The sequence below is a fragment of the Streptomyces sp. NPDC060366 genome, assembly GCF_042725135.1.
GTDB lineage: Bacteria > Actinomycetota > Actinomycetes > Streptomycetales > Streptomycetaceae > Streptomyces.
Genome location: NZ_JBHXDC010000006.1, coordinates 355,487 through 379,909, shown reverse-complemented (window position 1 = coordinate 379,909; position 24,423 = coordinate 355,487). Strand labels below are relative to the sequence as shown.

Annotated in this window: 25 protein-coding genes and 1 pseudogene; 16 read left to right on the top strand and 10 right to left on the bottom strand. The window is 71.1% G+C overall.

Annotated elements, in window-relative coordinates; all coding sequences use genetic code 11:
• The first annotated feature begins 136 nt into the window (after positions 1 to 136).
• Positions 137 to 460 carry a Sec-independent protein translocase subunit TatA gene (tatA, locus tag ACFWHU_RS18520; protein WP_387225664.1) on the top strand — a complete coding sequence of 108 codons (324 nt, stop codon included), beginning with the start codon at positions 137 to 139 and terminating at the stop codon, positions 458 to 460.
• Positions 461 to 464: 4 nt separating this feature from the next.
• On the opposite strand, the gene ACFWHU_RS18515 is transcribed toward tatA, so the two are convergent.
• The 7 genes and pseudogenes from ACFWHU_RS18515 to ACFWHU_RS18485 form a co-directional block, all read right to left on the bottom strand.
• Entirely contained in the window at positions 465 to 2,654 is a 2,190-nt protein-coding gene (locus tag ACFWHU_RS18515) for an MMPL family transporter (protein WP_387225662.1), read from the bottom strand.
• A gap of 139 nt (positions 2,655 to 2,793) precedes the next feature.
• On the bottom strand, positions 2,794 to 3,960 hold the full coding sequence (locus tag ACFWHU_RS18510) for an LLM class flavin-dependent oxidoreductase (protein WP_387225660.1): 1,167 nt from the start codon (positions 3,958 to 3,960) through the stop codon (positions 2,794 to 2,796).
• A gap of 73 nt (positions 3,961 to 4,033) precedes the next feature.
• Positions 4,034 to 4,192: pseudogene (locus ACFWHU_RS18505) on the bottom strand (SfnB family sulfur acquisition oxidoreductase); the annotation flags it as partial.
• A gap of 209 nt (positions 4,193 to 4,401) precedes the next feature.
• Positions 4,402 to 4,956 (bottom strand): NADPH-dependent FMN reductase, encoded by a 555-nt coding sequence (gene ssuE, locus ACFWHU_RS18500; protein ID WP_387225658.1) that lies wholly within the window; start codon positions 4,954 to 4,956, stop codon positions 4,402 to 4,404.
• Between the two features lie 231 nt (positions 4,957 to 5,187).
• A complete protein-coding gene (locus ACFWHU_RS18495) occupies positions 5,188 to 5,313 on the bottom strand; it encodes a putative leader peptide (protein WP_385792194.1) in 126 nt (41 codons plus the stop codon).
• 98 nt (positions 5,314 to 5,411) lie between these two features.
• Positions 5,412 to 6,437, bottom strand: a complete 1,026-nt coding sequence (locus tag ACFWHU_RS18490) for an LLM class flavin-dependent oxidoreductase (protein WP_387225656.1) — start codon at positions 6,435 to 6,437, stop codon at positions 5,412 to 5,414.
• Positions 6,438 to 6,533: 96 nt separating this feature from the next.
• Positions 6,534 to 6,905, bottom strand: a complete 372-nt coding sequence (locus ACFWHU_RS18485; RefSeq protein ID WP_385792196.1) for a TraR/DksA family transcriptional regulator — start codon at positions 6,903 to 6,905, stop codon at positions 6,534 to 6,536.
• Between the two features lie 171 nt (positions 6,906 to 7,076).
• On the opposite strand from ACFWHU_RS18485, the gene ACFWHU_RS18480 reads away from it, so the two are divergent.
• The 5 genes from ACFWHU_RS18480 (at position 7,077) to ACFWHU_RS18460 (ending at position 11,680) form a co-directional block, all read left to right on the top strand.
• On the top strand, positions 7,077 to 8,384 hold the full coding sequence (locus tag ACFWHU_RS18480) for an erythromycin esterase family protein (RefSeq protein ID WP_387225654.1): 1,308 nt from the start codon (positions 7,077 to 7,079) through the stop codon (positions 8,382 to 8,384).
• A gap of 377 nt (positions 8,385 to 8,761) precedes the next feature.
• The gene (locus tag ACFWHU_RS18475) at positions 8,762 to 9,667 is read left to right on the top strand and encodes a metalloregulator ArsR/SmtB family transcription factor (RefSeq protein WP_387225652.1); all 906 of its coding nucleotides are present in this window, start codon (positions 8,762 to 8,764) and stop codon (positions 9,665 to 9,667) included.
• Complete coding sequence (locus tag ACFWHU_RS18470) at positions 9,664 to 10,266, top strand: dihydrofolate reductase family protein (RefSeq protein WP_387225650.1); 603 nt, start codon at positions 9,664 to 9,666, stop codon at positions 10,264 to 10,266. Before ACFWHU_RS18475 ends, ACFWHU_RS18470 begins: the two co-directional genes overlap by 4 nt.
• Before the next feature lie 251 nt (positions 10,267 to 10,517).
• Positions 10,518 to 10,964: an ester cyclase gene (locus tag ACFWHU_RS18465; RefSeq protein ID WP_387225648.1), complete on the top strand. Its 447-nt coding sequence runs from the start codon at positions 10,518 to 10,520 to the stop codon at positions 10,962 to 10,964.
• A gap of 74 nt (positions 10,965 to 11,038) precedes the next feature.
• On the top strand, positions 11,039 to 11,680 hold the full coding sequence (locus ACFWHU_RS18460) for an SRPBCC family protein (protein ID WP_387225646.1): 642 nt from the start codon (positions 11,039 to 11,041) through the stop codon (positions 11,678 to 11,680).
• Positions 11,681 to 11,842: 162 nt separating this feature from the next.
• Here ACFWHU_RS18460 and ACFWHU_RS18455 read toward each other — a convergent pair whose 3' ends face one another.
• The gene (locus tag ACFWHU_RS18455) at positions 11,843 to 12,532 is read right to left on the bottom strand and encodes a M24 family metallopeptidase (protein ID WP_387225644.1); all 690 of its coding nucleotides are present in this window, start codon (positions 12,530 to 12,532) and stop codon (positions 11,843 to 11,845) included.
• 281 nt (positions 12,533 to 12,813) lie between these two features.
• On the opposite strand from ACFWHU_RS18455, the gene ACFWHU_RS18450 reads away from it, so the two are divergent.
• The 4 genes from ACFWHU_RS18450 (at position 12,814) to ACFWHU_RS18435 (ending at position 17,396) form a co-directional block, all read left to right on the top strand.
• Positions 12,814 to 14,460: a hypothetical protein gene (locus tag ACFWHU_RS18450; RefSeq protein WP_387225642.1), complete on the top strand. Its 1,647-nt coding sequence runs from the start codon at positions 12,814 to 12,816 to the stop codon at positions 14,458 to 14,460.
• A 193-nt stretch (positions 14,461 to 14,653) separates the two neighbouring features.
• Positions 14,654 to 15,280 (top strand): hypothetical protein, encoded by a 627-nt coding sequence (locus ACFWHU_RS18445; protein WP_387225640.1) that lies wholly within the window; start codon positions 14,654 to 14,656, stop codon positions 15,278 to 15,280.
• A gap of 174 nt (positions 15,281 to 15,454) precedes the next feature.
• A complete protein-coding gene (locus tag ACFWHU_RS18440) occupies positions 15,455 to 16,693 on the top strand; it encodes a PP2C family protein-serine/threonine phosphatase (RefSeq protein WP_385792205.1) in 1,239 nt (412 codons plus the stop codon).
• A 118-nt stretch (positions 16,694 to 16,811) separates the two neighbouring features.
• Positions 16,812 to 17,396 carry a TerD family protein gene (locus tag ACFWHU_RS18435; protein WP_385792206.1) on the top strand — a complete coding sequence of 195 codons (585 nt, stop codon included), beginning with the start codon at positions 16,812 to 16,814 and terminating at the stop codon, positions 17,394 to 17,396.
• A gap of 46 nt (positions 17,397 to 17,442) precedes the next feature.
• Here the strand turns inward: ACFWHU_RS18435 and ACFWHU_RS18430 are convergent, their stop codons facing one another.
• Positions 17,443 to 18,180, bottom strand: coding sequence for an SDR family oxidoreductase (locus tag ACFWHU_RS18430; RefSeq protein ID WP_387225637.1), 738 nt, complete (start codon positions 18,178 to 18,180; stop codon positions 17,443 to 17,445).
• Between the two features lie 13 nt (positions 18,181 to 18,193).
• Between ACFWHU_RS18430 and ACFWHU_RS18425 the strand changes: the two genes are divergently transcribed.
• Complete coding sequence (locus ACFWHU_RS18425; protein WP_385792208.1) at positions 18,194 to 18,319, top strand: hypothetical protein; 126 nt, start codon at positions 18,194 to 18,196, stop codon at positions 18,317 to 18,319.
• Positions 18,320 to 18,328: 9 nt separating this feature from the next.
• The gene (locus ACFWHU_RS18420) at positions 18,329 to 19,171 is read left to right on the top strand and encodes a helix-turn-helix transcriptional regulator (protein WP_387225635.1); all 843 of its coding nucleotides are present in this window, start codon (positions 18,329 to 18,331) and stop codon (positions 19,169 to 19,171) included.
• A 17-nt stretch (positions 19,172 to 19,188) separates the two neighbouring features.
• Here the strand turns inward: ACFWHU_RS18420 and ACFWHU_RS18415 are convergent, their stop codons facing one another.
• Positions 19,189 to 20,478 (bottom strand): MFS transporter, encoded by a 1,290-nt coding sequence (locus ACFWHU_RS18415; RefSeq protein WP_387225633.1) that lies wholly within the window; start codon positions 20,476 to 20,478, stop codon positions 19,189 to 19,191.
• 232 nt (positions 20,479 to 20,710) lie between these two features.
• Between ACFWHU_RS18415 and ACFWHU_RS18410 the strand changes: the two genes are divergently transcribed.
• The 4 genes from ACFWHU_RS18410 to ACFWHU_RS18395 are packed head-to-tail and all read left to right on the top strand — an operon-like array spanning position 20,711 to position 24,396.
• Positions 20,711 to 21,448 carry a methyltransferase gene (locus ACFWHU_RS18410; RefSeq protein ID WP_387225631.1) on the top strand — a complete coding sequence of 246 codons (738 nt, stop codon included), beginning with the start codon at positions 20,711 to 20,713 and terminating at the stop codon, positions 21,446 to 21,448.
• Positions 21,445 to 22,299 carry a Rossmann-like domain-containing protein gene (locus ACFWHU_RS18405; RefSeq protein WP_387225629.1) on the top strand — a complete coding sequence of 285 codons (855 nt, stop codon included), beginning with the start codon at positions 21,445 to 21,447 and terminating at the stop codon, positions 22,297 to 22,299. The genes ACFWHU_RS18410 and ACFWHU_RS18405 overlap by 4 nt, the downstream gene beginning before the upstream one ends.
• On the top strand, positions 22,296 to 23,447 hold the full coding sequence (locus tag ACFWHU_RS18400; protein WP_387225627.1) for a GHMP kinase: 1,152 nt from the start codon (positions 22,296 to 22,298) through the stop codon (positions 23,445 to 23,447). The genes ACFWHU_RS18405 and ACFWHU_RS18400 overlap by 4 nt, the downstream gene beginning before the upstream one ends.
• Positions 23,368 to 24,396 carry a pyridoxal-phosphate dependent enzyme gene (locus ACFWHU_RS18395; RefSeq protein WP_387225625.1) on the top strand — a complete coding sequence of 343 codons (1,029 nt, stop codon included), beginning with the start codon at positions 23,368 to 23,370 and terminating at the stop codon, positions 24,394 to 24,396. The genes ACFWHU_RS18400 and ACFWHU_RS18395 overlap by 80 nt, the downstream gene beginning before the upstream one ends.
• Positions 24,397 to 24,423 lie beyond the last annotated feature (27 nt).

Genomic DNA, 24,423 nt, shown 5'->3' with positions numbered 1-24,423 from the left:
CCCGCAGGCTCGAATGCCCTCTCCCGCCAATCTCTACAGTCCTGTAGATTCTGGCAGCAGATGGCGGGTCCGTACCAGTGCGGACCCGTTCCGGTGCGGGGCGTCAGGCCGCGCCCCACGTGGCCTGGAGGTCCCGTTGCTTGGGCTTGGTGAGCTGGCGATCATTCTGATCGTCGTGATTCTGGTGCTCGGCGCCAAGAGGCTGCCGGACCTGGCCCGTTCGGCGGGCAAGTCGGCCCGGATCCTCAAGAGCGAGGTCCGCGCGATGAAGGCCGAGAACCCGCCCCCGCCGTCGGCTCCCGTGACGGAGACTCCCTACCCCGTCCGACCCGGCGAACCGACGCGCGTCGAACAGGGGCACGTCGATCCGACGCACGCCGAACCGATACGAGTGCAACCGACGCACACCGACCCCGAGGACCGCCCGCCCGGCCCCCGCCCCTCAACTCCCGCTCAGTGACCGGTCACTGAACTTCCCTCCGCGTCGCCGCCTCGATCGAGAAGTTGGGCACGATCCGCTCCAGCCAACCGGGCATGGCCCAGTTGGCCGGACCGATCAGATGCATCAGGGCCGGGACCAGAAGGCCCCTGATGATCAGGGCGTCCACGAGAACGGCGAAGCCCAGGCCGAATCCGAACTCCTTGAGGACATGGTCGTCGCTGATCAGGAACGAGCCGAAGACGAGGATCATGATGCCGGCCGCCGCCGCGATGACGCGTCCCGTCTTTCCCTGACCATGTGTCACGGCCCAGTGGTTGTCCAGGACTTCGTCCGCGCGCGAGCCGTCGCGGGTCCGGCGGCGGAGATGCCACTCCTCCTGCATCCGGCTGACGAGATACACCTCGTAGTCCATCGAGAGCCCGAAGAGCACCGAGAACAGCAGTACGGGGATGAAGGCGTCCACGGGCCCGGTCGCCGGGATGTTGAGGATCGAATCGCCCCAGCCCCATGTGAACACGGCGTTCATCGCGCCGAGCGCGGCGCCGACGGACAGCAGGTTCATCACCGCCGCCACCAGCGGGATGAGCAGGCTGCGGAACACCGCCACCAGTAGCAGGAACGCCAGGACGACGACGACCGCGATGAACAGCGGCAGCTTCTCGCTCAGCACCCGTGAGAAGTCGATGTTGGCGGGTGTGACCCCGCCGACGTGGACAGCGGGATGCCCGGGGCCCTCCGCCTCCGGCGCCAGGTCGCGGATGTCGCTGACCAGACCGACGGTCGCCTTCGCCCCCGGACCGGTGGAGGGGTAGAGGATCGCCAGCGCGACCTTGCCGTTCGGGGAGGTCGTCGGAGGTGTCACCAGCACCACCCCCGGCTCCTTGGCGGCCGAGGCCAGGAAGGTGCTGAACGCCTGTGTGTCGCTCGGGGAGTTCACCTCCGTCACGAGTTGGAACGGCCCGTTGTAGCCGGGGCCGAATCCCCTGGACAGAGCGGCGTACGCCTGGTGGGTGGTGGAGTCGGAAGGGTCGGTCGCCGCGCCCGACGACCCGAGCCGCAGCGAGAACAGGGGCAGTCCGATCACGACGACGAGAGCCAGGGCGCCCGCGGCCACCAGCACCCGGCGCTTCTCGACGAACATCCCCCAGCGCAGCCAGAATCCGGACGCGTCCTCGGCGACCGGGCCCTTCTCCGCGAGGGCGCGCCGTTCGCGCCGGGAGAGGGTCTTGGGGCCGAGGAAGCCGAGCATGGCGGGCAGGAACGTCAGCGCGGTGGCCATGGTCAGCGCGACCGTGAGCGCGGAGGCCGCCGACACCCCGTACAGATAGTCGACACCTAGGGCGAACTGCCCGAGCAGCGCGATACAGACGGTGATCCCGGCGAACAGCACGGTCCGGCCCGACGTGTTGACCGCCAGGGCTGTCGACTCCTCGTAGGAGCGGCCTGCCTTCACCGAACCGCGGTGGCGGCTGATGATGAACAGGCCGTAGTCGATGCCGACACCGAGCCCGATCAGTACGGCGAGATCGCTGGACACGCTCGGGGTGTCCATGACGTGCGACAGCAGGCTGATGAGGGAGGTGCCGATGAACAGCGCGACGGCCGCGGTCACCAGCGGCATCAGCGAGGCGAACAGCGCCCCGCCGAAGACGATCAGCAGAATGACCAGCGCGGCGATCGCGCCCACCGCCACCGACAGGCCGGGGCCGGCGCTCTCCTCGTTCTCGATCGACTGACCGCCCAGGGAGATACGGACGTTGGGCCCGTCCGCGGCCTTGGCGGTGTCGATCAGCTTCCGGGCGTCCGACTTCGTGACGTCGGCGGCCTTCATCTTCCAGTTCACGGCGGCGAACGCGACGGTGCCGTCCTTGCTGATCTGCGCCGCGCCCTGCTGGCTGTACGGGCTGACCACCGACGCGATGCCGGGGATGGCCGCGACGTTGGTGAGGGCGGCGGTGACCGGCTGCTGGACCGAGTCCGAGCGGACGGTGGTCCCGCCCCTGGCCTCGATGACGATCTGGTCGCCCTCCCCGGACGCCGAGGGGAAGTTGTCCGTGAGGAGGTTCACCGCCGCCTGCGAGTCGGTGCCCGGCAGGCTCACGCTCTCGTTGTACTTGCTGCCGATCGACTGGCTGAGCGCGACGGTCACGACGAGGATCAGGAGCCAGCCGGCAACCACCGCGCGGCGGTGCAGGAAACACCAGTGAGCCAAACGAGACACGTTGTTTCCCCGCCGAGTTGTCGAGTAGCCGGACGTTACAGATGAGGACTACTCGACGGGAAAGGCGCCGCGGCGAAACGTCACTCCAACGAGGGCGGGTCTTTCGCCCGCGCGTGGCGGACCGCCGCCCTCAACGTGCGGCCCCCACTCCGCCCGCGAACGGTACGGAGCCGCCGCCCGGGTCCTGCGCCGTGCCCGCCGCGGGGTGGCTCCACAGCCCGTCGGCGGCCAGAAGCGGCAGCACGCCCTCCCCGAACCAGTACGCCTCCTCCAGGTGCGGATGCCCGGAGAGGATGAACTCGTCGATGCCGAGCCGGTGGTACTCGGTGATGCGTTCCGCGACCTCGGTGTGGCTGCCGACCAGCGCTGTCCCCGCGCCGCCGCGCACCAGCCCGATGCCGGCCCAGAGGTTGGGCGAGATCTCCAGGCCGTCGTCGCTGCCGCCGTGCAGCGCGAGCATCCGCCGCTGGCCCTCAGACTCGCTGCGGGCGAGCCCGGCCTGCACGGACCGTACGGCCTCGGGCGAGAACCCGGCCAGCAGCCGCCGGGTCTCGGCCCAGGCGGCGTCGGCGGTGTCCCGCGCGATGACGTGCAGCCGGATACCGAAGCGCACCGTACGGCCCTGCGCCTCCGCCAGTCCCCTGATCCACGCGATCTTCTCGGCGACCTGCTCCGGCGGCTCGCCCCACGTCAGATACACGTCGCTGTGCCGTGCCGCGACCACTCCCGCCGCGGGCGAGGAGCCGCCGAAGTACACCTCGGGCACGGGATCGGGCACCCGCGTCAGCTTGGCGTCCGCCACCCGCAGGTGCTCGCCATCGAGGTCCACCGTCCTGCCCTGCCACAACTCCCGGACGATGTGCAGGAATTCGCCGGTGCGGGCGTAGCGGGCGTCCTTGTCGAGGAAGTCCCCGTACGCGCGCTGTTCGTGGCTCTCGCCGCCGGTCACCACGTTGAGCAGCAGTCTGCCCCCGGTGTGGCGCTGGTACGTGGCGGCCATCTGGGCGGCCAGAGTCGGTACGACGAAGCCGGGGCGGAAGGCCACGAGGAACTTCAGCCGTTCGGTCTCGCGGGCGAGCATGGCGGTGGTCAGCCAGGCGTCCTCGCACCAGGCCCCGGTGGGCGTCAGGGCGCCGGTGAAGCCCAACTGCTCTGCCGCTCGGGCGATTTGGGTGAGATAGCCGAGGGTGGCGGGCCGTCGGCCCCCGGCCGCGCCGATGGGCACGCCGTGGCCGCCGCCGACGACGTCGCGGCTGTCCCCGTAGGTGGGCAGGAACCAGTGGAAGGTGAGGCTCATCGGTGCGGTTCTCCGATCGATGGGACGGCGGATGGCGAAGGGGGCTGGTGGTGAAGGGGGTTGGCGCGGCGGATCAGAGCAGGCCGTGCCGCGGCGGCCGGGTGCCGTTCAGGACGTAGCGCCCGATGTGCTGGACCTTCCAGCGGGCCGCGTCGTGCAGGGTGTGGGTGCGGGCGTCGCGCCAGTGCCGGTTCAGGTTGAGGGCGTCCAGCGCGGACCGGGTGACGGACACTCGAAGACGGCGCTGCCCGTGGGCTAGGGCCTGGCGTGTGGATCTTGCCGGGCTCGCGGGGTCTGGCACGCACGCCCGCCGCGTTGTCGTCGGTCGCCAACGCTCCGCGTTGTCTCCCTCCTCCGCCTCGCGATCGCACGCACCAACGCGGACATCAGCCGTCGGCGCGGCGGGCGCTCCCTGATCCGGCCTGATCCAAACGACAGGCCCTAGCTCGCGGCGCGCAGCAGCACATCGCCCCCGAGCGCGGCGGTGAACTGCGCGAGTACCTGGTCGAGCGCCCTGGCCGTGTTCTCCTCGATCTCCGTCGACCCGTCCTGCGCGGCCACTATGTGCCGGTCCAGGACGAACCACCCGGGCACGACGTGCGTCGCCCCCATCGCCGAGAGCACCGGGCGGAGCGCGTAGTCGATGGCCAGGACGTGCGCGACGGAGCCGCCGGTGGCGAGGGGCAGTACGGCCTTGTCGGCGAGGGCGTACTGCGGCAGCAGGTCGAGCAGCGACTTCAGCAGCCCGGAGTAGGCGGCCTTGTAGACCGGGGTGCCGATGACGACGCCGTCGGCGCGCGCGAACAGTTCGGTGGCGCGCCTGATGTCGGGGTGGCCGAAGTCGGCGCCCAGCAGGGCCTCGGCGGAGAGGGTACGGACGTCGAGGTGGACGACCTGGTGGCCCTGGGCGATCAGCACCGCGTCGAGATGGTGCAGCAGCCGGGTGGTGCGTGACGTCGGGGACGGACTCCCCGAGACGGACAGAACGGTGGCCATGAGAGCTCGCTTCCGTGTTCGGGTGGGGAGCGGGGCAACAGGGCGCGCCGGCTCCGCGGGCATGGCGAATCACGGCCCTCGGCGGGAGAAGGGCGGGACGCTGCCTGATGGCTCGGGGAGGGAGGGAGCGGTACGTGCTGCCTGTCGCCGCTTACGGAGCGGTCTGGCGGTTACCGCGACGTGCGGTGCCGGAAATCGACGAACCGGCTTGCCGCGCGGGGGAGTTGTCCCTCAGGCCGCACGACAACAGAAGGCACTGGAGACACGGGCGAGGTCGATGTGACGTCGCCGCGTCAGGATCCGCTGCGCCGGGACCGGCGCCGACTGGGAATGGCCCACGTGATCGAGAGTACGCATGCGGGGCCGCCGGGTCGAGACGGCCGTCCTCCCTTCTCGTACTCCACGGACGGTGCCGGGACGGGCGAACCGAAAGGTGGCCGAGCTCGCCCGGCCCGTCAGGGGGCGGCCGGTCGCCAGCCGAGTGCCGGGCCCAGGCGGGTCGCGATGTCGGTGAGTATCTGGACGTAGTCGTCGTGGTCGAAGGTGAACGGCAGCGCGAAGGCGACCTCGTCGATCTCCCGGAACGCGGCGTGGTCGTGGAGCCGTTCGGCGATCTCCGCGGACGGGCCGACGAGATCGGGCGCGAACATCAGACGGGCGGGCCCCTGGGGCGTGGCCGTGCGCGGCAGCCGCGTCCGCGCGTACTCCTCGTACTTGGCGCGCTGCGCCGCCGTCGCGTTGTCGGTCGGGACGACGACGAGCCCCTGCGAGACACGTGCGCGGTCGCCGTCGGGGTGGTGGGCGCGGAAGGCGCGGACGTGCGAGAGCTGGATCGCGGCGAAGTCCGTGGCCTCGCTCTCCGCCTTCACGACGCTGCTGGTCAGGAAGTTCATCCCGTTCTCACCGGCCCACCGGGCGGACCGCAGGCTCGCGCCTCCGTACCACATACGGCGCCCCAGACCGGCGGCCTGCGGCTGCACGCGGTCCGAGAAGACCTCGAAGCCCTCAACTCCCCCCGCTTCGGTGGCCGGTTCACCGCGTACGTGATCCAGCAGCCGCCGCACCCGCTCGTAACTGAAGTCCTCGGCCTCGGCGGTGTCGGGGTAGAGCGCGCCCTTGACCCGGTCGTAGTGCATCGGGGGACCGACGCTCACGCCGGGGTTGAGCCGCCCGCCGGACAGAATGTCGACCGTCGCCAGGTCCTCGGCCAGGCGCAGTGGGTTCTCCCAGCCGAGGGGGATGACGGCGGTGCCCAGCTCGATACGGCTGGTGCGCTGCGAGGCGGCGGCCAGGACGGCGACGGGGGAGGAGATCCCGTACTGGAGGTGCCGGTGCCGTACCCACGCGCTGTCGAACCCCAGCCGTTCCCCCAACTCGATGATCTCCAGGGTCGATTCGTGCCCCCGGCGGGGGTCGGCCGCGTCGAACAGCCCGATCGTCAGGAAACCCAGCTTCCGCAACGGCTCCGAGGTCAGTGGCACGAGGCTCCTCCGTCGTCCGCGGCGTCCTGCGCCGCACATCCCAACCGCTTCGATTCGATGGTTCAAGTCGGTGCGCGAGTGAGTGGGCCGGTCCGCTCAGCGGGGCCGGGCCGCGGCACAGCGCACACAGGTACGCGCCGCGGGCCGTACCTCCAGCCGCTCCACGGGAATCGCCTGGCCACACACCTCGCACCGCCCGTAGTCGCCGTGCTCCAGCCGTTCCAGCGCCTGGTCGAGAGTCAGCAGATGCTCGCGTGCCTGCGCGAGCAGGGACGCGACGTGGGCCCGCTCGAAGGCGGTGCTCGACCCGTCGGGGTCGTGCTCGTCGTCCACCGCCACCAGGGCGTTCGCCTCGACGATCGCGTCGAAATCACGCTCCAGCGCCTCGATCCGCGCACGCGTGTCCGCGCGCTGGGCCGACAGCCGCGCGCGGACTGACTCATGGTCGACGGGGGCCGGGAAACTCACACACGCGTCAACGCCGACCTCCGGCGACGCATTCCTCGGGCTCGCCGCCGTTATTCCCGTGCTCGGTGCCGGGGCCCGGTGTTACGGTCCGCGCCGCGCCCGTCTCCGCACGGAGGCGTTCCCGCACAGCCCGCGCACAGCCCCGTACAGAGAGAAAAGGGAGCCCGGTCCATGCCCGACCAGCATCCGTCTTCCCACCCGCTCACCGACTGGTTCCGTGCGCACTCCACCGAGCTGAGCGGCCTCGACGCGGACGAGCCCCTCGACGATCTCGAACCGCTGCGGGAGATCATCGGCGACGCCCGTGTCGTCGGCCTCGGCGAGAACGCGCACTTCGTCGAGGAGTTCTCCCACGCCCGTCAGCGAGTGCTGCGCTTCCTCGCCGAGCGCTGCGGATTCACCGTCCTGGCCTTCGAGTTCGGCTTCAGCGAGGGCTTCGCGCTGGACCGGTGGCTGAACGGCGGGGATGAGGGCGACGACGGTCTTGCGGAGGTGAGCAGGGCCGCCGCCGAGTGGGGCTTCGCGGACTTCATGGACTGGCTGCGCCGGTACAACCGCGCCGGCGGACACCCGCTGCGGTTCGCGGGTCTCGACGTCCCCGCCGCCGGCGGGGCGCTGCGGCCCGCTCTCGATCCGGTGGCCGACTACCTCCGCGAGGTCGACCCCGACGCGCTGCCGCTCCTGGAAACGGCCCTGGAGATCAGCGACCGGTTCATCGACGGTGAGAAGACCAGTTCCGGCGCGGCGGCGGCCCCCGCCTGGGGCCGGCTCGAACCCGCCGAGCAGAACGAGCTGACGGCCACCCTGGCGCGCCTCCTGCTGCGGCTGCGCGCCGTCGAACCGGTGTACGTGGAACGCGGCGGCCGGCGCGCCTTCAACATCGCCCGGCGCCGGGTGGAGGCCGCCTGCCACACCGACTACATGTTCCAGGCGATGAACGCCCTGCTGTCGGGCGGGGGCAGCGCCGCAGACCTGGCGGTGCGGGAGATCTATCTGGCCGAGTCCGTGCGCTGGCACCTGGACCGGAGCGCACCGGGCACCCGAATCGTGCTCGCGGCCCACAACAACCACATCCAGAAGACGGCCGTGGACTTCGGCGGCCCCTTCACCCCGCTGACCATGGGCGGGCATCTGCACCACACGCTCGGCCGGGACTACCGGGCGATCGCCCTCACCCACACCGCGGACCATGTGCCCGAGATGTATCCCGACCCCGCCCGTACGGTCGGCTTCACGCTCGCGGACGCCAGTCTTGAGGCGCCCGTTCCCGGCAGTGTCGAGGCGGCGCTCGTCGACGCGGGGCTCGGCGGGCGGATCACGCTGACCGGCCTCGGGCACTCGCCGCGGGACGCGGCCGGGGCGCCACTGCTGAATCGGATCCGGTCGCAGAGCGCCACCGTGTCCGGCCCGCTTCCCCTGGCGTTCGACGCCGTGCTCTCGGTTCCCACCGTCACACGGGTCGCGTCGGTGCCGTTCTGAGGAGTGCGGGCGGCCGACTGATGTCAGGTGGGGCGTCGGCAACACCGTCTGCGGCGCACTTGGCGCACTCCCGATGACGGCGATGTTCGTGCGCGGCGCCGCCGACGTCCGGGCGGGCGCGAGGACTTCGCTCTCAGCGGGCCCCTCCGGCACCGCTTCCCAGGCTCATACCCGGCACCCCGTACGCCGTCGCCGTCGCCGTCGCCTTGGAGGCTGCTGGGCTTGAGATACGGCGGGTGGGGTGCCGGTGACTGTTCTGGTGGTGCAGCACGTGCCCGAGCGTCCCTTTACCTCGTCAATGCGCGGGGGTACCGAGGCGGTGGATCGGGCAAAGTATTCCTTGACACGAATATTCTCTATGGTGAATACTTCTCTCCATGGACGCACTCCTCATCGCACTGGCCGACCCGGCCCGCTGGCGACTCGTGAGCCTGCTGGCCGAGCGGCCCCGCTCGGTCGGTGTTCTCGCCGAGCTCGCCGGGGCGCGCCAGCCGCAAACGACCAAGCACCTCCAGACCCTTGAGCGCGCGGGCGTCGTCGTCTCCCAGCGCACGGGCCAGCGCCGTATCTACGCGCTCCGGTCCGCCGCGCTGCGGGACCTGGCGGCGGCGCTCGACCGGCTCGCCGACACCGCGGACCGGAGGGGTGGCCCCGGCGAGACGTACGAGCGCTACGGGCGCAGCCTGCACGAGGAGCGGCTCGCGGCGGACGACTCGGGATGGGCCGACGGCCGTTCGTTCAAATTCCTCCGGTCGCTGACCGGGCGGCCCGAGCGGGTCTGGCGCCATCTGACCGAGACCTCGCTGCTCGCCCGCTGGTGGACGCCCGACGACCTCCGTGTCTCCGAGCTGGTCTTCGAGCCGACGCCGGGTGGGCGGATCGTCCAGGAGTACCGCGACGCCGAGGACACCGACGGATCCGAACCGGTCGCCGGGCGGGCGGAGGGGACCGTCGACGACGTACGCCCCGGTGAGCACCTGGCCTACCGGCTCTCCCCGCTGCTTCCCGACGGCGGCACCGCCTTCACCGCCCACGTCGACTTCGGCCTCCGGCCCGCCGGCACCGGAGCGGGCACGGACATCGAGGTCCGCTACAGGATCGCCGACAGCACTGTCGACTCGGCGGACTTCGTCGCCGGCGTCGAGATCGGCTTCGGCCAGAGCCTCGACAAGCTCGCGGCGGTCCTCGCCGCGGACGCGCAGGACACCCACAGCGACACCGGAACGCGCACCGACACCCAGAACGACAACGACAACGACAACGAAACAAGGAGCACGAAATGACCGAGCAGACCGCGGGCCGCCGGATCGTCACCAACATGAACCTCTCCCTCGACGGCCACTACGCCGCCCCGGAGAACCCGCTCGACATGCGCTGGGTGATGCCGTACGCCCAGAGTGACGTCGCCCGCGACCACCTGACCAGCCTCTGGGAGCCGGCCACGACGGCCCTGCTGGGCCGGGTCAACGCCGAGGGGTTCCTCGGCTTCTGGCCCACCGTCATCGGCATGGAGGGCGTCGACCCTCGCGACGAGGGCTTCGCCAAGTGGCTCGTCGACGCCGACAAGGTGGTCCTCTCCTCGACTCTCGGCGAGGCGCCGTGGGAGCGGTCGACGGTCGTCGACAAGCCGACCGCAGAGGTGGCCGATGACCTCAAGGCGACCGAGGGCGGCGACATCCTGGTGCTCTCCAGCGCGAGCGTCATCAAGGCGCTGCTGGCGGCCGACAAGGTGGACCGGCTGGCCCTCACGATCTTCCCGGTCTTCCTCGGCGGCGGACCGCGCCTCTTCGACGACGGCCTGCCCGCCGGGCGGTGGGAGCTCGTCAGCCAGAGCGCGGGCGAGCACGGCACGCTGGCTCTCGTCTACGACCGGGTCCGCTGAACGGTCACGACATCCGGGGCGAGGGTGGTGATCGGGTTGCCAGGTCGACCGTTGATCAGCAGAAACGGCCGAACAACCGGCCGCCGCAGCCGGCGGCTCTTCCTTGTCCGCGACCGACCCCGCTCGGTCTGTGAAGAAAATCTAACACTGCACAATCTTCCGACTCCTGACTAGCGTCTGTGGTGGCGAAGCGGAGTGCGACATCGCACCCCACCGCCTCACACCACCAACTCGCAGAAGGAGAAGGCCCCATGAGCGCGTCCACTTCCTCCGGCCGGCGGTCAGTGCCGCAGGCGGCGTTCGACACCTGGGTCGACGTGTGGAACGGCGACTACACCGGGGCGCACCGGGTCGTCTCCCCCCACTTCCGGATACACGCCGCCCTCCTGGACGGGAGCGACGACGGCGCCATTCGCGGCGCCGACGGCCTGGTCGAGTGGATCGGGCAGATCAGAGGGGCGATGCCCGATCTCCGCTTCGCGGCCGAGGTCGGTCCGCTGGTGGACGGCGACTTCGTCGCGGCCCGCTGGACCGCCACCGGTACGTACGCCGGAGGTTTCCCCGGAGCCAAGGCGGCGCCCGGCACCGTCGTCACCTGGACGGGAACGGACATCCTGCGGACGGAGCACGGTCGGATCGTCGAGTACTGGCTGAACGCCGACTCCCTGCCGCTGCTCACCCAGCTCGAGGCGCTCTGAGCCGCGCCGTGTCCACCCTGTCCGGACCGCCCGAGTCGCCCGCCCCCGTATCCGAGAACAAGAGGAACGCCACCATGCCCAGCACCCGCAGGACGACTGCCCGCGCCGCTCTGTTCACCGCCCCGCTCGTCGTCCTCGGCGTCCTCGGCACCGCCGTCGCGCCGGCCGGTGCCACCCCGCACCACCCGGCCAAGTCCCTCACCTGCCGCGGGGAGGGCGTCGACCGGGACGCCCTCATCAGATACAAGACCTCGACCGTGATCGACGCGCCGCTGAGCACCATCTGGAAGATTCAGACGGACGTCGAGCGCTGGCCGTCCTGGCAGGCCCCCGTCGCGACCATCGAGCGCCTCGACCACGGTCCGTTCAGGGCGGGTTCGGCTTTCCGCTGGACGACCCCGGTCCCGGCCACTCCCACAACCCCCGCCACCACGCTGGAGATCACCTCGACCGTCGAACAGCTCAAGCGCGAGTCCTGCATCCGCTGGACCGGCCCCGCGATCGGTGAGGGACTGCGTATCGACCGCGGTGTCCACGTGTGGAACTTCACCAAGGTCAGGGGTGGTGTCCGCGTGAGCACCGAGGAGACCCACGTCGGCGAACAGGTCGAGTCGAATGTCCCTCTCGCGACCGAGATCCTCGGCCAGGGCCTCGAAGGATGGCTGAGCGAGCTGAAGGCCACGGCCGAGGTCGCGGCGGCGCACAGCGGAGTGTAGATCCGGCCGATCCGGGAGCCGAGCTGACCCGCACGCCGACCGCACGCCGACATGAACGAGATGGTCGGAAGACGCACCGTCACGAGCGAGCACCCGTGCCCGCTCGTGACGGTGCTTCTCGTGCGGTACGGGTTGCCCAGGGATCAGCGGATCGCCCACGGATCAGCCGAGGTCGAGCAGTTCCTCGTAGAAGCCGCCGAACCCCCGTACCCGGTCCACGAGATGGATCTCCAGGATCCAGTGGCAGCGGCGCCCGGCCTTGTCGGTCCGCCGCAGTGGGGTGCTGTTCCCCGGTGCGATGTACGACTCCACGTCCGCGCCGTCGATGGTCTCGTGCGGGAACTCTCCCACCAGGTGCCCCGCGTGCCAGCCGCCCAACTCCCAGCCGGCGTCCGCCGCCAGGCGCTCGATCTCGGTGTGCAGCCGCTTGCCGGTGAGGTCCTGGTCGCTGTCGAAGAAGCGGCGTCCGGCCGCGAACACCTCGGGCAGGTCGTCCCGCAGCCGCAGCTTGACCGGGTCGTCACCGAGGACGAAGGTGCGGCCGAAGTCGGCCTCGTACTCCTCGAAGATGGGCCCGAAGTCGGCGAACACGATGTCGTCCTCGCCGATGACCCGGTCCGGCGGATTCTCCTTGTACGGGAACAGCGTGTGCGGTCCCGACCGGACGATCCGCTTGTGCCAGTGTCGGGTCGTACCGAACAGCTCGTTCGCCAGATCCCGGATCCCGTCGCTGACCGCCCGCTCACCCGCCCCCGGCGCGACCAGCCCGCGCGACTCGATCTCCGCGAACAGCTCGACGGCCTTCGACTGGGCATCCAACAACCGCGCGGCGCGCGTCGATTCATCGGGCATACGGCCGACCGTAAGTGCCCGGCATGCCGCCAGCAACCACATTTGCCCCTTACCTGAAGCCACCGGGAGTACGGTCGGCCGCTCCTCCGCAGGCGCCCGATTACGCCCGTACCCACGCCGCCATGGCCCGTATGGGCTGCGTTCCGGGCCCGTTCACTCCTGGATCACTCAACTGGGCCCACAGGTGGGTCCCTAGGCCCTGCGACTGGGTCCGGACCCCTCCCTAGTCTCCGAAGATCTCCCGAGCGGGGAGGCCGGGAACGCTGGATGGAGGAGTCCGGATGACAGGCACACGGTGCGCGCACAGGGCTCCGCGTCGCGGCGAGCGGGGCCAGGGGGGTGTCGAGTACGTCGCTCTCATAGGCGTCGTCGCCGCGATCGTCGGCGCGATCCTGGCCTTGACGGTCCCCGACGACACCTCTGTGGCGCTGAAGGGCGCGGTGTGCCGCATCGTCAACGCCGGTGACGGCGGCGAGGGCTGCGACTCGGGCGGCGGAGGCGGCGACGGCGGAGGCGGCGGCGGAGACGACGGCGGGCCCCTGCCCCCACCGCCACCGGGCGATCCGTTCCAGCCCGCGAAGTGCCTGCTCTCCCAGGATCAGACCAAGGAAACGGTCGTGGTCCAGATCCTCTTCATCAAGATCAGCAGCTCCGAGCAGATCAAGCTCCAGCAGTGGTCGGACGGCACGGTCACCCTGGAGCGCGTGACCGAGTCCGGAGGCGGTGTGACCGCCAGCATCTCGGCCGGTATTCCCGGGCTGAAGGAGTGGGGCGGCAGTGCCTCGCTGAGCGGCAGTTACATGAAGGGCAGCGGCAGCGGCGGTCAGTGGCTGTTCAACGGCAACAAGACCGGCGACTCGCAGAAGGACCTCGAGCTGAACCTGGAGGACGCCAAGCAGTTCACCGAGTACCTGAAGGCCCAGGGCAAGTGCAACTCGCGCCCGGCCGGGCCCCGTTCCTCCGAACTCGGCATGATCTGCGGCTACCACGCCGACAAGAAGAAGCCCGATCTGCCGCCGGAGAAGGCCCCGGACGTCGACATCACCAAGACCAGCACCGAGGCGTCGGGCAGCGTCAGCTTCGGCAAGGGGTTCACGAAGGGCAAGGGCGGCAAGGACAAGGACGGCAAGCCGACCGACCTCGGCAACATCTCGGGCGAGTTCGGTTCCGGCACGATGACCGAGGACGTCGTGGTCATGCGCGCCAACACCGGTCCCGACGCCGGGAAGATCACCTTCGTCTACACCTTCAGCGTCGACGCCAAGGGCGGTGAACTCGCCCAGGGCAAGGCCACCCGCATGCAGCAGGTCTCCGTGACCTACGACGCCGCGACGTACGACCAGGAAGAAGAGGACGGCAAGGAGCACCGGCCGGAGAAGCTGGTGATCACGACCAGTCAGGAGAACGGTGAGGGCGCCGGTGTGCAGGTGGGTGCCGGTGCCAATGTTCCCGGTACGCCGGTGACGATCGACGTCGGTGGTGGTGGCGGCAACATCCAGTCGCAGATCCACACCGAGTCGGCCGAGGTCGTCCTCGACAACGACGGCGACAGCAAGACGGTCGAGGACTGGCTGCGCGGCCGGGGCGACTCCCCTGCCAGTGACGTCCTGCCCAGCCCCTCGGACGCGGCGGAAGTCCCCGGCAGCGACGCCGGACCGCTGCAGCGCCTGCTCCACGACAAGGGCAAGCTCTCCCGGCTCGACTACAACGCCAACACCGACTGGTGGAACGCCTCCCTCGGCATCGGCTTCGGCATCTCCGCCGGCCAGGTCACGGCAGGGTTCAAGCTCTTCGGCATCGACATCACGCACGAGGAGAAGAACCAGACGATCACCGGCAACCCGTCGTACGCCACCGGTCCCAAGAACGGCGGGGCCCGCCCCTGGGTCGAGTGGACGAACTGCACCAAGACCAAGCCGATCGCGTAGCGGGCCCCCGGTACGTACCGACCGTTCCGCCGACCGTTCCACTCCCCGCTTATGACGGCACGTCAGCGGGGGTGGAACGGTTCCGGGCGTTCCGCACCGGTCGTGGTGTCTTGCCTGGTCAGGCCGGGTCCGCCAATGCTGGTGATCGTTCAGCCGACCACGATCACCAGTACTGCCGACGGGGAGCCCGATCATGACGACCAGGACCAGGACCATCAGAACGAACGCGATCCGCACCGCCGTGGTGACCGCCGCGGTGACGGGTCTGACCCTCGCCTCTCTCGCCACCGCCACCGCGGCCGGCCCGGCGCCGAAGTTCCTCTCCGCGGGGCAGATGCCCGCCGCCAGTACCCCGTGGGTCGCCGACGCGGTACAGCAGGGCCTGCCGGAGTACGGCTCCGTATGCACCGAGGGAGTCGCCCCCGCGGCGGGCACCTCCTACCGGGACTTCCGTACCGACCTGGACACCAACGGCCGCCAGACCACCACCGTCGCCGCCACCGAGGCGAAGGCGAAGGCGCTGGCGACCAAGCTGAAGCAGCGGATCGCCGGCTGCCTCGACCGGCTCGCGGTGGAGTACCCGGGCACGATCGGCGAGGCGTTCTACCACGGCGGGATCGCCGTCGAGGAGGGCGCCGACGTCTACAACGTCGACACCTCCCACCCCGAGATCGGCATCGCCGACGCCCACCTGATCTCCGTGGGCCGCGACGGCCGCACCGTCACCGTCCTGGAGGTCGGCCACCTCGGCTGGACCCTCTCGGAGGAGGTCGGCCCGTTCCGTAACAGCACCCGCACCGCCGTCGCCAAGCTCTACTGATCACCCGGCGTGGTCACCTGCTGACCTCCGACCTGCTGACCTGCTGACCTGTCGGCCTGTCGGCCTGTCGGCTCACCGGCCATATCCGCGCCTCGCCCGGCGCGGATGTGGCCGGACGCCGTGGGCCTTAGTTTGGAAAGGGGCAGAGGAGCAGCAGGCAGGTCAGGAGCGATCATGCCGGACATCGATTACACCGTTCTGTTCGCCGCGTCGCCCAGCCCCTACCTGGTGCTCGACCCGCAGCTGGTGATCATCGACGTCAATGACGCCTATCTGCGGGCGACGGCCCTGCGCCGGGAGCAGCTCCTCGGGCGGTACATCTTCGACGCGTTCCCCGACAACCCCCAGGACCCCGACGCGGACGGCGTCAGGAACCTCTCCGCCTCGTTCGCCCGGGTCCTGAAGACCGGCGAGCCCGACACCATGGCGTTGCAGCGCTACGACATCCCGGACCAGCGCCGGGCGGGCCGGTTCACGGAGCACTGGTGGTCCCCGGTGAACACCCCGGTCATCGACTCCGAAGGCAGGGTGACGTGCATCATCCACCGCGCCGAGGACGTCACCGCCTTCGTGCGCTCCCGCCGCTTCCGCAACCAGGGCGGCGGGGAGCTGACCTCGCGCGAGGAGGGCATGGAGGCCGAGCTCTACGCCCGCGCCCGTGAGCTCCAGCGGCTGAACGAGGAGCTGCGGCTCGCCCACGGCCGGGAGCGTCAGGTCGCGGTCACGCTCCAGGAGGCGATGCTGCACTCGCCGGACCTGGCCAGGCACCCGAACATCGCCGTGCGCTACCTTCCGGCCATCGGCTCGCTCAACGTGTGCGGGGACTGGTACGACACGGTCGACCTCTCCGACTCCCGGTTCGCCGTCGCCGTGGGCGACGTGGTCGGCCACGGACTCCAGGCCGCCACCGTCATGGGCATGCTCCGCAGCGCGCTCTCGGCCGTCAGCCGTACCGTTCCCGGCCCGGCCCAGGCCCTGGAGATCCTCGGCCTGTACGCCCGCTCGCTCGACGGCGCCCTGGCGACCACCGCCGTCACGGCCATAGTGGACGCCCGCAGCCACCTCATCATGTACAGCAGCGCGGGCCACCCACCGCCGGTCCTGCTGCACCGGAACGGCAGCGCCGAGCTGCTCGACAAGGCCACCGACCCGCCCCTCGGAGCCCGCATCGAGCACGTACTCCGCCCCCAGGCGAGCGTCACCTACGAGGTCGGCGACACCCTCGTCCTCTACACCGACGGTCTGATCGAGCGCCGGGGCGAGGACATCGACACCGGCCTCACCCGCCTCACCGATGCACTCGGAACCTGCGCGGACTTCAGCCCGGAGACCCTGGCCGACACGCTCCTGGAACGCCTCCACCTCACCGCGGGCTCCAGCGACGACATCGCCCTGGTCGTCATCCGCCTGTAGATCCCGTTCGTGGGGCGCCGCGCTCGCGGAGACGGCCTCGCGCCCTGCTTGACCGGGGGTCGAGGGCACCAGGCACACTTCAGGTATCGCACTATTCCGGCCATCAGAAGGATTAGGCATGATCACGCTGACGAAGGAAGACGGTCCCGCCGACCTGGACGGGGTGACGCATCTGTCCATCGGAGTGTCCTGGGACCCGACCGTGGGAAGCAGCGGGGGTGTCCTGGGCAAGCTCCGGCAGAAGGCCGGCACCGACCTCGACCTGATCGCCATCGCGGTGCAGGGCGCGGACCCGGTACGGCTGGCGGGGCTGGACTCCCTGGACCCGCTGGGGAACGGTTCGCTGCTGCACAGCGGCGACAACCAGACGGGGAAGGGGGACGGTGACGACGAGACCGTCACCGTCGAGTTCTCCCGTGTGCCGACCAACATCACGTCGATCGTGTTCATAGCCGCCGCGTACAAGAAGCGCAGCTCCTTCCAGAGCGCGCGCAACATCAGCTTCAAGGTGTACGACGCGACGGGCGGCAGCATCCAGCAGGTAGCCGACATCTGGCCGAGCCTGCTCAGCAACGACAACGGGTGCGTCGTGGCCAAGGCGGTGCGCGAAGGTGCGAGCTGGAAGCTTCAGGTGATCAACGAGACGGGCAAGATCAAGCAGGGCGACGAGCAGGCCCTGATGCGTTTCGCCGTCAGCAAGTAGCGGGCCCCGGCCGTCGAGGCGGACGTCCTCCGGTTCCTCCGCGGCGTCACTGGGCGCTCGCGGCGGGCCGGACGACGATCTCGTTCACGTCGACATCGGCCGGCTGGGAGACGGCGTACGCGATGGCCTCCGCGATGGCCGACGCGGGCAGCGCCACGGCGCGGTAGCTCTTCATCGCCAGCCTGGCCTCCGGGTCGGAGATGGTCTCGGCGAGTTCGGACTCGGTCACGCCCGGGGAGACGAGGGTGACCCGGATGTCCCCTGCGGACTCCTGGCGCAGCCCTTCGGAGATCGCGCGGACGGCGAACTTGGTCGCGCAGTAGACGGCGGCGGTGGGCGAGACCTCGTAGGCGCCCACGGAGGCGATGTTCACGAAGTGCCCGCCGCCCTGTGCGCGCATCGCGGGCAGCGCCGCGGCGATGCCGTGCAGCACTCCCCGCACATTCACATCGATCATGCGGTCCCACTCGTCGGTCCTGAGCGCCTCCAGCGGGGACAGTGGCATCACGCCCGCGTTGTTGACGAGGGCGTCGAGCCGGCCGTACTCGCTCAGCGCCGTATCGACGAACGCGCGCATGCTCGCCGCGTCGGTGACGTCCAGCTCCCGGAACGCGGTGGTGCCGCCCGCCGCGGTGATCTCCTCGGCCAGTCGCTCCAGCCTGCCGGTGCGGCGCGCGCCGAGCAGGACCCGGTGCCCGTCCGCCGCCAGCCTGCGTGCGGTCGCCTCCCCGATGCCGCTGCTCGCACCGGTGACGGCCACGTTCTTGATGTCGGTCCGCGTCATGACGGTTCTCCTGATGAGTGAGGGGGTGTCTGTGGCGTTCGGCTCACGTTTCGGAGTCTGGGCGGCGGCGCGGCGACCGGCCAGGACAGCCTGTGCCGGGGTACGGCGCACCCTGGTACGCCGTATCGGCGCGATCTAGCCTCGAAGGGTGACCAGCAACGAACTCGGAGACTTCCTCCGCGCCCACCGCGCACGGCTGCGCCCCGCCGACGTAGGACTCGCCTCCTACGGCCGGCGCCGGGTGACAGGGCTGCGGCGGGAGGAGGTCGCCGTTCTCGCGGGCATGAACACCGACTACTACGCCCGTCTGGAACAGGGCCGCGAGCGCAGCCCCTCGCCGCAGATCCTCGACGCGATCAGCGGCGCCCTGCGCATGGATCACGAGGCGTACGAGCATCTGTACCGGCTGGCTGACACCGTGCCGGCCGGTCACCGGACCCAGCCGAGACAGACGGTCGGCCCGACGCTGATCCGGTTGCTGGACGGGTACACGAACACCCCGGCGTTCGTCCTCAACCCGGCGCTGGACCTCCTGGCGGCCAACAGCCTTGCCGACGCGCTCTTCTCCCCGTTCGCGGCGGCGGACAACCTCGCCCGGATGACCTTCCTCGACCCGGCGGGGCGCGGCTTCTACCCGCAGCGGCAGCGGGTGGCCGAGGCGGTCGTCGCGAGCCTGCGCCAGGCCACCGGCCTCGAACCGCACTACCCACGCCTGTACGAGCTGGTGGGCGCCCTGACCGGGGCGAGCGAGGAGTTCGCCGCGCTCTGGTCCTCGCACACCGTCTACGGAAAGACCCGGGACGCCAAGGAACTCGTCCACCCGGACGTCGGACCGCTGTCACTCACCTACGAGTCCTTCGACGTACGCGGAGCACCCGGCCAGCAGGCCGTGATCTACCACGCGGAACCGGGCAGTCCCAGTGCTCAGGCACTCGCCCTGCTCGGCAGCCTCGACGCCACCCGCCGCCGGGGAGCGACACCGGAGCCGTAGCCCACGGCCCGCGGCGTTCACGCCGCCGGGTTCGCGTCCGGCGCCGTTCGACGGGAGAAGTGGCGTGCGCTGGGGACGAGGGCGGCGGCGGCCGGGGCCGCGAAGCAGATCAGCGCGCAGACGGCGAGTACGGCGCGGGGGCCGAAGGTGTCGATCGCCGGGGCGATGAGCGCGAGGCCGACCGGCGCGAGACCGTACGACAGCATGAAGTCGAGGGAGGAGACGCGGGCGAGTTTGTCGGGTGCGACCTCGCGCTGGGTGGCGGTGAACCAGGGGACGTTGAAGAGTTCGATGCCGACTCCGGCGACGGCGTACGCGGCGACGACGACCGCGGGGTGCACCGGGAAGAGCAGGCTCAGCGGTGCGAAGCCGTAGGCGGCAAGACCGGCGAGGGCGGCCCAGCCCTGGGACGGCGGGCGCCAGCGGGCGATGAGCAGTGCGGCGGCGAGGGCGCCGGCGGTGTACGCGGTGGTGGCCGCCGCGAGGACCACGCCGGTGTCGTACCGGTCCCTGCTGACCAGGGGCAGCGCGACACCGGTCGCGGAGTAGCCCGTGGCTATGACGGCGGTCAGCGCGGCGAGCGTGGCGATGAACCAGGGGTGCCTGCGTGCCTCACGTACCCCGTCCGCGAACTCCGCCAGGAACGAGGGACGTTCGGGTGAGGGCACGGCGGCGGGTGCGCGGTCGGGTGCGCGGTCGGATGTGCCGCGACCGGGGGTGAGCGCGGCGACGAGCCAGAGCGCCCCGATGCCCAGCAGCAGTGTCCCGGTGCCGAGGGCGACCGCGAGCAGCGCGGTGAGGGCCGGCCCCGCGAGGGTGCTGACGCGGACGGAGAGCGTCATGGCCGCGTTGGCCTGCTGCCTGCGCCCGGTGTCGACGACTTCCGCCGTGAGCGCCTGGAACGCGGGCCGGCAGGCGCCCTGCCCGGCCCCGGCGAGTGCGGCGGCGAGCGCCATCAGGGAAAGCGAGCGCCCCAGTCCGGCGGCCAGCAGTGGTGCGGAGGCCGCGGCCGCCATTCCTGACCACAGGACGACTCCGCGCCGGGAGTGCCGGTCCGCCAGCACCCCGCCCACGGGGACCGCCGCGAGGAATCCGACGGTGCGGGCGGCCAGGAGCAGGCCGAGCGCGGCGGGGGACAGCGTCCGGTCGAGCACTGCGAGGCCGAGCACGAACGGCAGGGCCCAGGTGGCGAGCCCCGACGCGGTGGCGCCCGACCACAGCCGCAGGAAGGCGGTGTCCCGCAGCACCGAACGCGCGGGCGGCGGGGCGGACTTGGCGATTTCTGTCGTGCGGGGTGCGGTCGGCACGGTGTGACGCTCCTGACATCGGGGGCCGGCTGATACGGCTCCGCCACCGTCAAGTGCCCGTGGGACGGGGCGTCGTGACGTGTGGGACGGCGGCGGAGTACGGAACGGCGTGGCCGCCCGCGGCTGCTCAAGGGTAGCAAGATGAAAATGATTATCGTTATAGTTCGGTCTGGCTCGCTCCTCCCTGCCAGGGGCACGGCCATATCTGTCCCCTCTCGCACCGGAGGACCTGATGGACCCGACAGCGACCGGACCCGCTCTGCTGGAACAGCTCCCACCGCCTCTCCCCGCGGCGCGGATCATCGCGCTCAACCGGCCGAAGGCCGATCCGCACACCACCCGCGCCTACACCTGGGAGGGCTGGGACTTCGAGGCACCACGGGGCGTCTTCCTGCCGGGCGCGACCAGCAGGATGATCCACGAGCGGCTGCTCGACGGCCGGATCGAGGTACGCGGCCGCCGATACGGCGCCATGGGCGCCGGGTTGGGGGTCGAGGCCGTCGCCGCAGGTGTCCGCGGGGCCCGCGAGATCTACGCGATGGACATCCACGCCGAGAGCGTGGAGACCGCCGCCCGCCACTACCGGCGGCTCGTCGGCGCCCGCGAGGGCACCGACTTCGTCCCCGTGGTGGGCGACATGTTCGACGGCCTGGCGCCGGATGTGCGGCTGGACGTCATCACGTTCAACCCGCCCGCGGTCAGCCAGCGGGTCAGCGACGACCCGGCCGTCGTGCGCAACGTCTGTGCGGGCGCACCCCTCGTGGCGCGGTTCTTCACCCGGATCCGCGAACGGGATCTGCTCGCCGACGGCGGTGAGATCTACCTCGTCGCCTCCAACACCGCCGACCTGCGCACGATCGTGCGCGACGCCCTGGAACAGGGGTTCACCGCGGAGATCGACCATCTGCACGACTGGCAGGACGGCGTCCTGACCTTCCTGTTCCGGCTGACCCGGGGAGCCCGGTCATGACCGCGCGTACTTCCGCCGCCGCCCGTCCGGCCCGCCCCCGCACCGTCGACGGTCTGATGTCCGACGTCCTGGCGGGAGCGCATGGCCCGGACCCGGCCGGACTCACGGCCACCAGCGCGTTCTGGGTCCACCACGGCACACGCCTCGCCGGCGGCGACACCACCTACCTCAACCAGTACGTACTCATCAGGCTCGGCGGATCCTTCGGAGCCTGCGCCTTCGAAGCCGGTGAAGTCGACCCCGCCGTCTGCCGGGAGGCGTCCGGGATGCCCCTGGACGTACTGCTGCGGGAGGCTCCCCGGCCGATCCGGATCGCCGCCCTCGACGCGTACCTCACCGAGGCCGAGCCGCACTCCCGGACGGAGCGCGCCGAGCGGGTGGCCCTGCCCGCCGGGACCCCGGAGACCCGGGCGAAGGCCCGTGACGCGGCCGTGGCCGGTCTGCTGGACATCGCGCCCGGTGCGAAGGTCGGGCTCATCGGCGTGGTCAACCCGCTGGTCGCCGCGATCCGCGAGCGCGGCGGAAGCCCGCTGCTCTGCGACTTCAATCTGCGTACGACCCAGTGGGGAGACCCCGTGAGCGACAGCGCGGAGACGGTGCTGGGCGACTCCGACGCCGTCATCGCCACCGGAATGACCCTCAGCAACGGCTCGTTCGACACCGTCCTCGCCCGTTGCCGCGAACGCGCGGTGCCGCTGATCGTCTACGCCCAGACGGGCAGCGCGGTGGCACGGGCCTTTCTGGGATCGGGCGTGAGCGCCCTGTCCGCCGAGCCGTTCCCGTTCTCCCAGTTCAGCGCGGAGCCGACGACGCTGTACCGCTACCGCGCGCCTGCCGGGGGCGGCGCGTGACGGCCGGAGCGGGCGGCACCGGGTCCGGCACGCCGGGCGGGCCCGGTACGCCCGGTGCATCCGGTACGTCTGGCGCGTCCGTCATCTCCGGTACGGGGTACGCCAGTTGCCACCACGGCGAGATCCTGCAAGGCGTCTTCCTCGACGGACGCGGCCGACGGTGCGCCGCTCTGGTCACCCTGCCGCTGACCGGTCTCGGCACCCGCGCCGAGGCCGTACTGCGACCGGGCACCCCGCCCGGAAGCCACTCGGTCGACCCGCCCGACCGGACGAAGGCGCTGCGCGCCGCGACCCTCGCCCTGCGGGAATGCCGCGCCCGTCGCCCCCAAGTCGCCTTCGGTGGGGTGGAGTTGCGGCTCAGCGGCGATGTCCCGCTGGGACTGGGCATGGGGTCGTCCAGCAGCGATGTCATCGCCGCGGTACGCGCGGTCGCCGACGCCTGCGGCCTGCGGCTGCCGTCGCGGACCGTCGCCCGTATCGCGGTACGGGCCGAGCGGGCGTCCGACCCGCTGATGCTCGACGGCCGGCCACTGCTGTTCGCACAGCGCGAGGGCCGGGTCCTCGAAGTCCTCGGCGACGCGCTGCCGCCCGCCGTGGTGGTCGGCTGCGCCCTGGGCGCGGGGCGGCCCGTGGACACCCTGTCCCTCCCGGCCCCCGCCCGCGGCGACGACGACGTGCGCGCCTACGAGCGGCTGCGCTCATTGCTGCGGCGGGCGGTCGCCGAAGGCGACACCCGGCTGCTGGGGCACGTCAGTACCGAGAGCGCCCGGCGCGCCCAACGGGTGCTGCGCCACCCGGAGTTCGACCGCCTGACGCGTGTCGCCGAGCGGACGGGGGCGGTGGGCGTGCAGATCGCGCACAGCGGCAGCGTGGCCGGGCTGCTCTTCGACCCCGCGGCCACGGACCTGGCGGCCCGCCTCCGCCGCTGCGCTGCCGCCCTGGACCGCGACGGCATTCCCGTGACCCGGACTTTCACGACCCGTACGCCGGCCGAGCCGGCCGAGCCGGCCGAACCCCGCACACCCCGCACACCTTTCACGTCGTTCACGACCAGCGAGGAGTCCCGCCATGGACGAGCACATCGCCGACGCGATCGGACGGCCCGACCTGATACGCCTGGACGAAGGGCTCATCTGTCTGCGCTTTGAGTCCATGAAGGCGGTCTCCGCCACGGCGGCGGTACGGCACCTGCTCGACACCGGCGCCGTACGGCCCGGCGACACCCTGCTGGACAGCTCCAGCGGCATCTACGCGTACGCACTCGCCCTGGCCTGCCATCGCTACGGCATGCGCTGCCACATCGTCGGCTCCACGACCGTTGACCACACCCTGCGCACGCAACTCGCCGTGCTCGGCGCGGAGTTCGAGCAGATGGACCCCAGCGACGACCTGAAGCTCGACCAGAAGCGCCGGGTCGCCCGCATTCACGAGATCCTCGCCCGGCACCCCGATTACCACTGGATGCGCCAGTACCACGACGACATCCACTACCTCGGCTACCGGGCCGTCGCCGACCGTGTCCACGAGGAGACCGGCACCGGCCCGCTCACCGTGGTCGGCGGAGTCGGATCCGGCGCCTCGACCGGGGCACTCGCCCGCAGGCTGCGCGAACACTCACCCGGCGTCGGCCTCATCGGCGTGCAGCCGTTCGGCAGCGTCACCTTCGGCAGCGAGCACGTGCCCGACCGCGACATCATCATCGCCGGAATCGGCAGTTCCATCCCCTTCGCCAATGTCGACCACACCCTGTACGACACCCTGCACTGGCTGGGCTTCGGCACCGCCCTCGCCGGCAGCGTCGACCTGCTGCGCCGACACGCCGTCTTCGCCGGACTCTCCACCGGGGCCGCCTACCTCACCGCCCGGTGGGAGCGGGACCGCGATCCGGGCCGGACCTTCCTCTTCATCGCCGCCGACACCGGCCACCGCTACACCGACTCGGTCTTCGCCCGCCACCGCACGGCGCAGCCGGCCGACGCTCTCGCCCCGCGCACCGTGTCCACGCTCGACGATCTCGCCCACCCCTGGTCCCGGATGAACTGGAACCGCGCGCCTGCCCCCGCGCCCGTGGCCACGCGTGAACGGCGGACCCGTTGACACCCCGTCACACCACGCCAACTCCCG

Coding starts and splice junctions, on each gene's coding strand:
- ACFWHU_RS18510 (WP_387225660.1), bottom strand. CDS start 3,960: ATGAGCCTCACCTTCCACTGGTTCCTGCCCACCTACGGGGACAGCCGC.
- ssuE (WP_387225658.1), bottom strand. CDS start 4,956: ATGGCCACCGTTCTGTCCGTCTCGGGGAGTCCGTCCCCGACGTCACGC.
- ACFWHU_RS18495 (WP_385792194.1), bottom strand. CDS start 5,313: ATGCGTACTCTCGATCACGTGGGCCATTCCCAGTCGGCGCCGGTCCCG.
- ACFWHU_RS18480 (WP_387225654.1), top strand. CDS start 7,077: ATGCCCGACCAGCATCCGTCTTCCCACCCGCTCACCGACTGGTTCCGT.
- ACFWHU_RS18475 (WP_387225652.1), top strand. CDS start 8,762: ATGGACGCACTCCTCATCGCACTGGCCGACCCGGCCCGCTGGCGACTC.
- ACFWHU_RS18470 (WP_387225650.1), top strand. CDS start 9,664: ATGACCGAGCAGACCGCGGGCCGCCGGATCGTCACCAACATGAACCTC.
- ACFWHU_RS18465 (WP_387225648.1), top strand. CDS start 10,518: ATGAGCGCGTCCACTTCCTCCGGCCGGCGGTCAGTGCCGCAGGCGGCG.
- ACFWHU_RS18460 (WP_387225646.1), top strand. CDS start 11,039: ATGCCCAGCACCCGCAGGACGACTGCCCGCGCCGCTCTGTTCACCGCC.
- ACFWHU_RS18455 (WP_387225644.1), bottom strand. CDS start 12,532: ATGCCCGATGAATCGACGCGCGCCGCGCGGTTGTTGGATGCCCAGTCG.
- ACFWHU_RS18450 (WP_387225642.1), top strand. CDS start 12,814: ATGACAGGCACACGGTGCGCGCACAGGGCTCCGCGTCGCGGCGAGCGG.
- ACFWHU_RS18445 (WP_387225640.1), top strand. CDS start 14,654: ATGACGACCAGGACCAGGACCATCAGAACGAACGCGATCCGCACCGCC.
- ACFWHU_RS18440 (WP_385792205.1), top strand. CDS start 15,455: ATGCCGGACATCGATTACACCGTTCTGTTCGCCGCGTCGCCCAGCCCC.
- ACFWHU_RS18435 (WP_385792206.1), top strand. CDS start 16,812: ATGATCACGCTGACGAAGGAAGACGGTCCCGCCGACCTGGACGGGGTG.
- ACFWHU_RS18430 (WP_387225637.1), bottom strand. CDS start 18,180: ATGACGCGGACCGACATCAAGAACGTGGCCGTCACCGGTGCGAGCAGC.
- ACFWHU_RS18425 (WP_385792208.1), top strand. CDS start 18,194: ATGAGTGAGGGGGTGTCTGTGGCGTTCGGCTCACGTTTCGGAGTCTGG.
- ACFWHU_RS18410 (WP_387225631.1), top strand. CDS start 20,711: ATGGACCCGACAGCGACCGGACCCGCTCTGCTGGAACAGCTCCCACCG.
- ACFWHU_RS18405 (WP_387225629.1), top strand. CDS start 21,445: ATGACCGCGCGTACTTCCGCCGCCGCCCGTCCGGCCCGCCCCCGCACC.
- ACFWHU_RS18395 (WP_387225625.1), top strand. CDS start 23,368: ATGGACGAGCACATCGCCGACGCGATCGGACGGCCCGACCTGATACGC.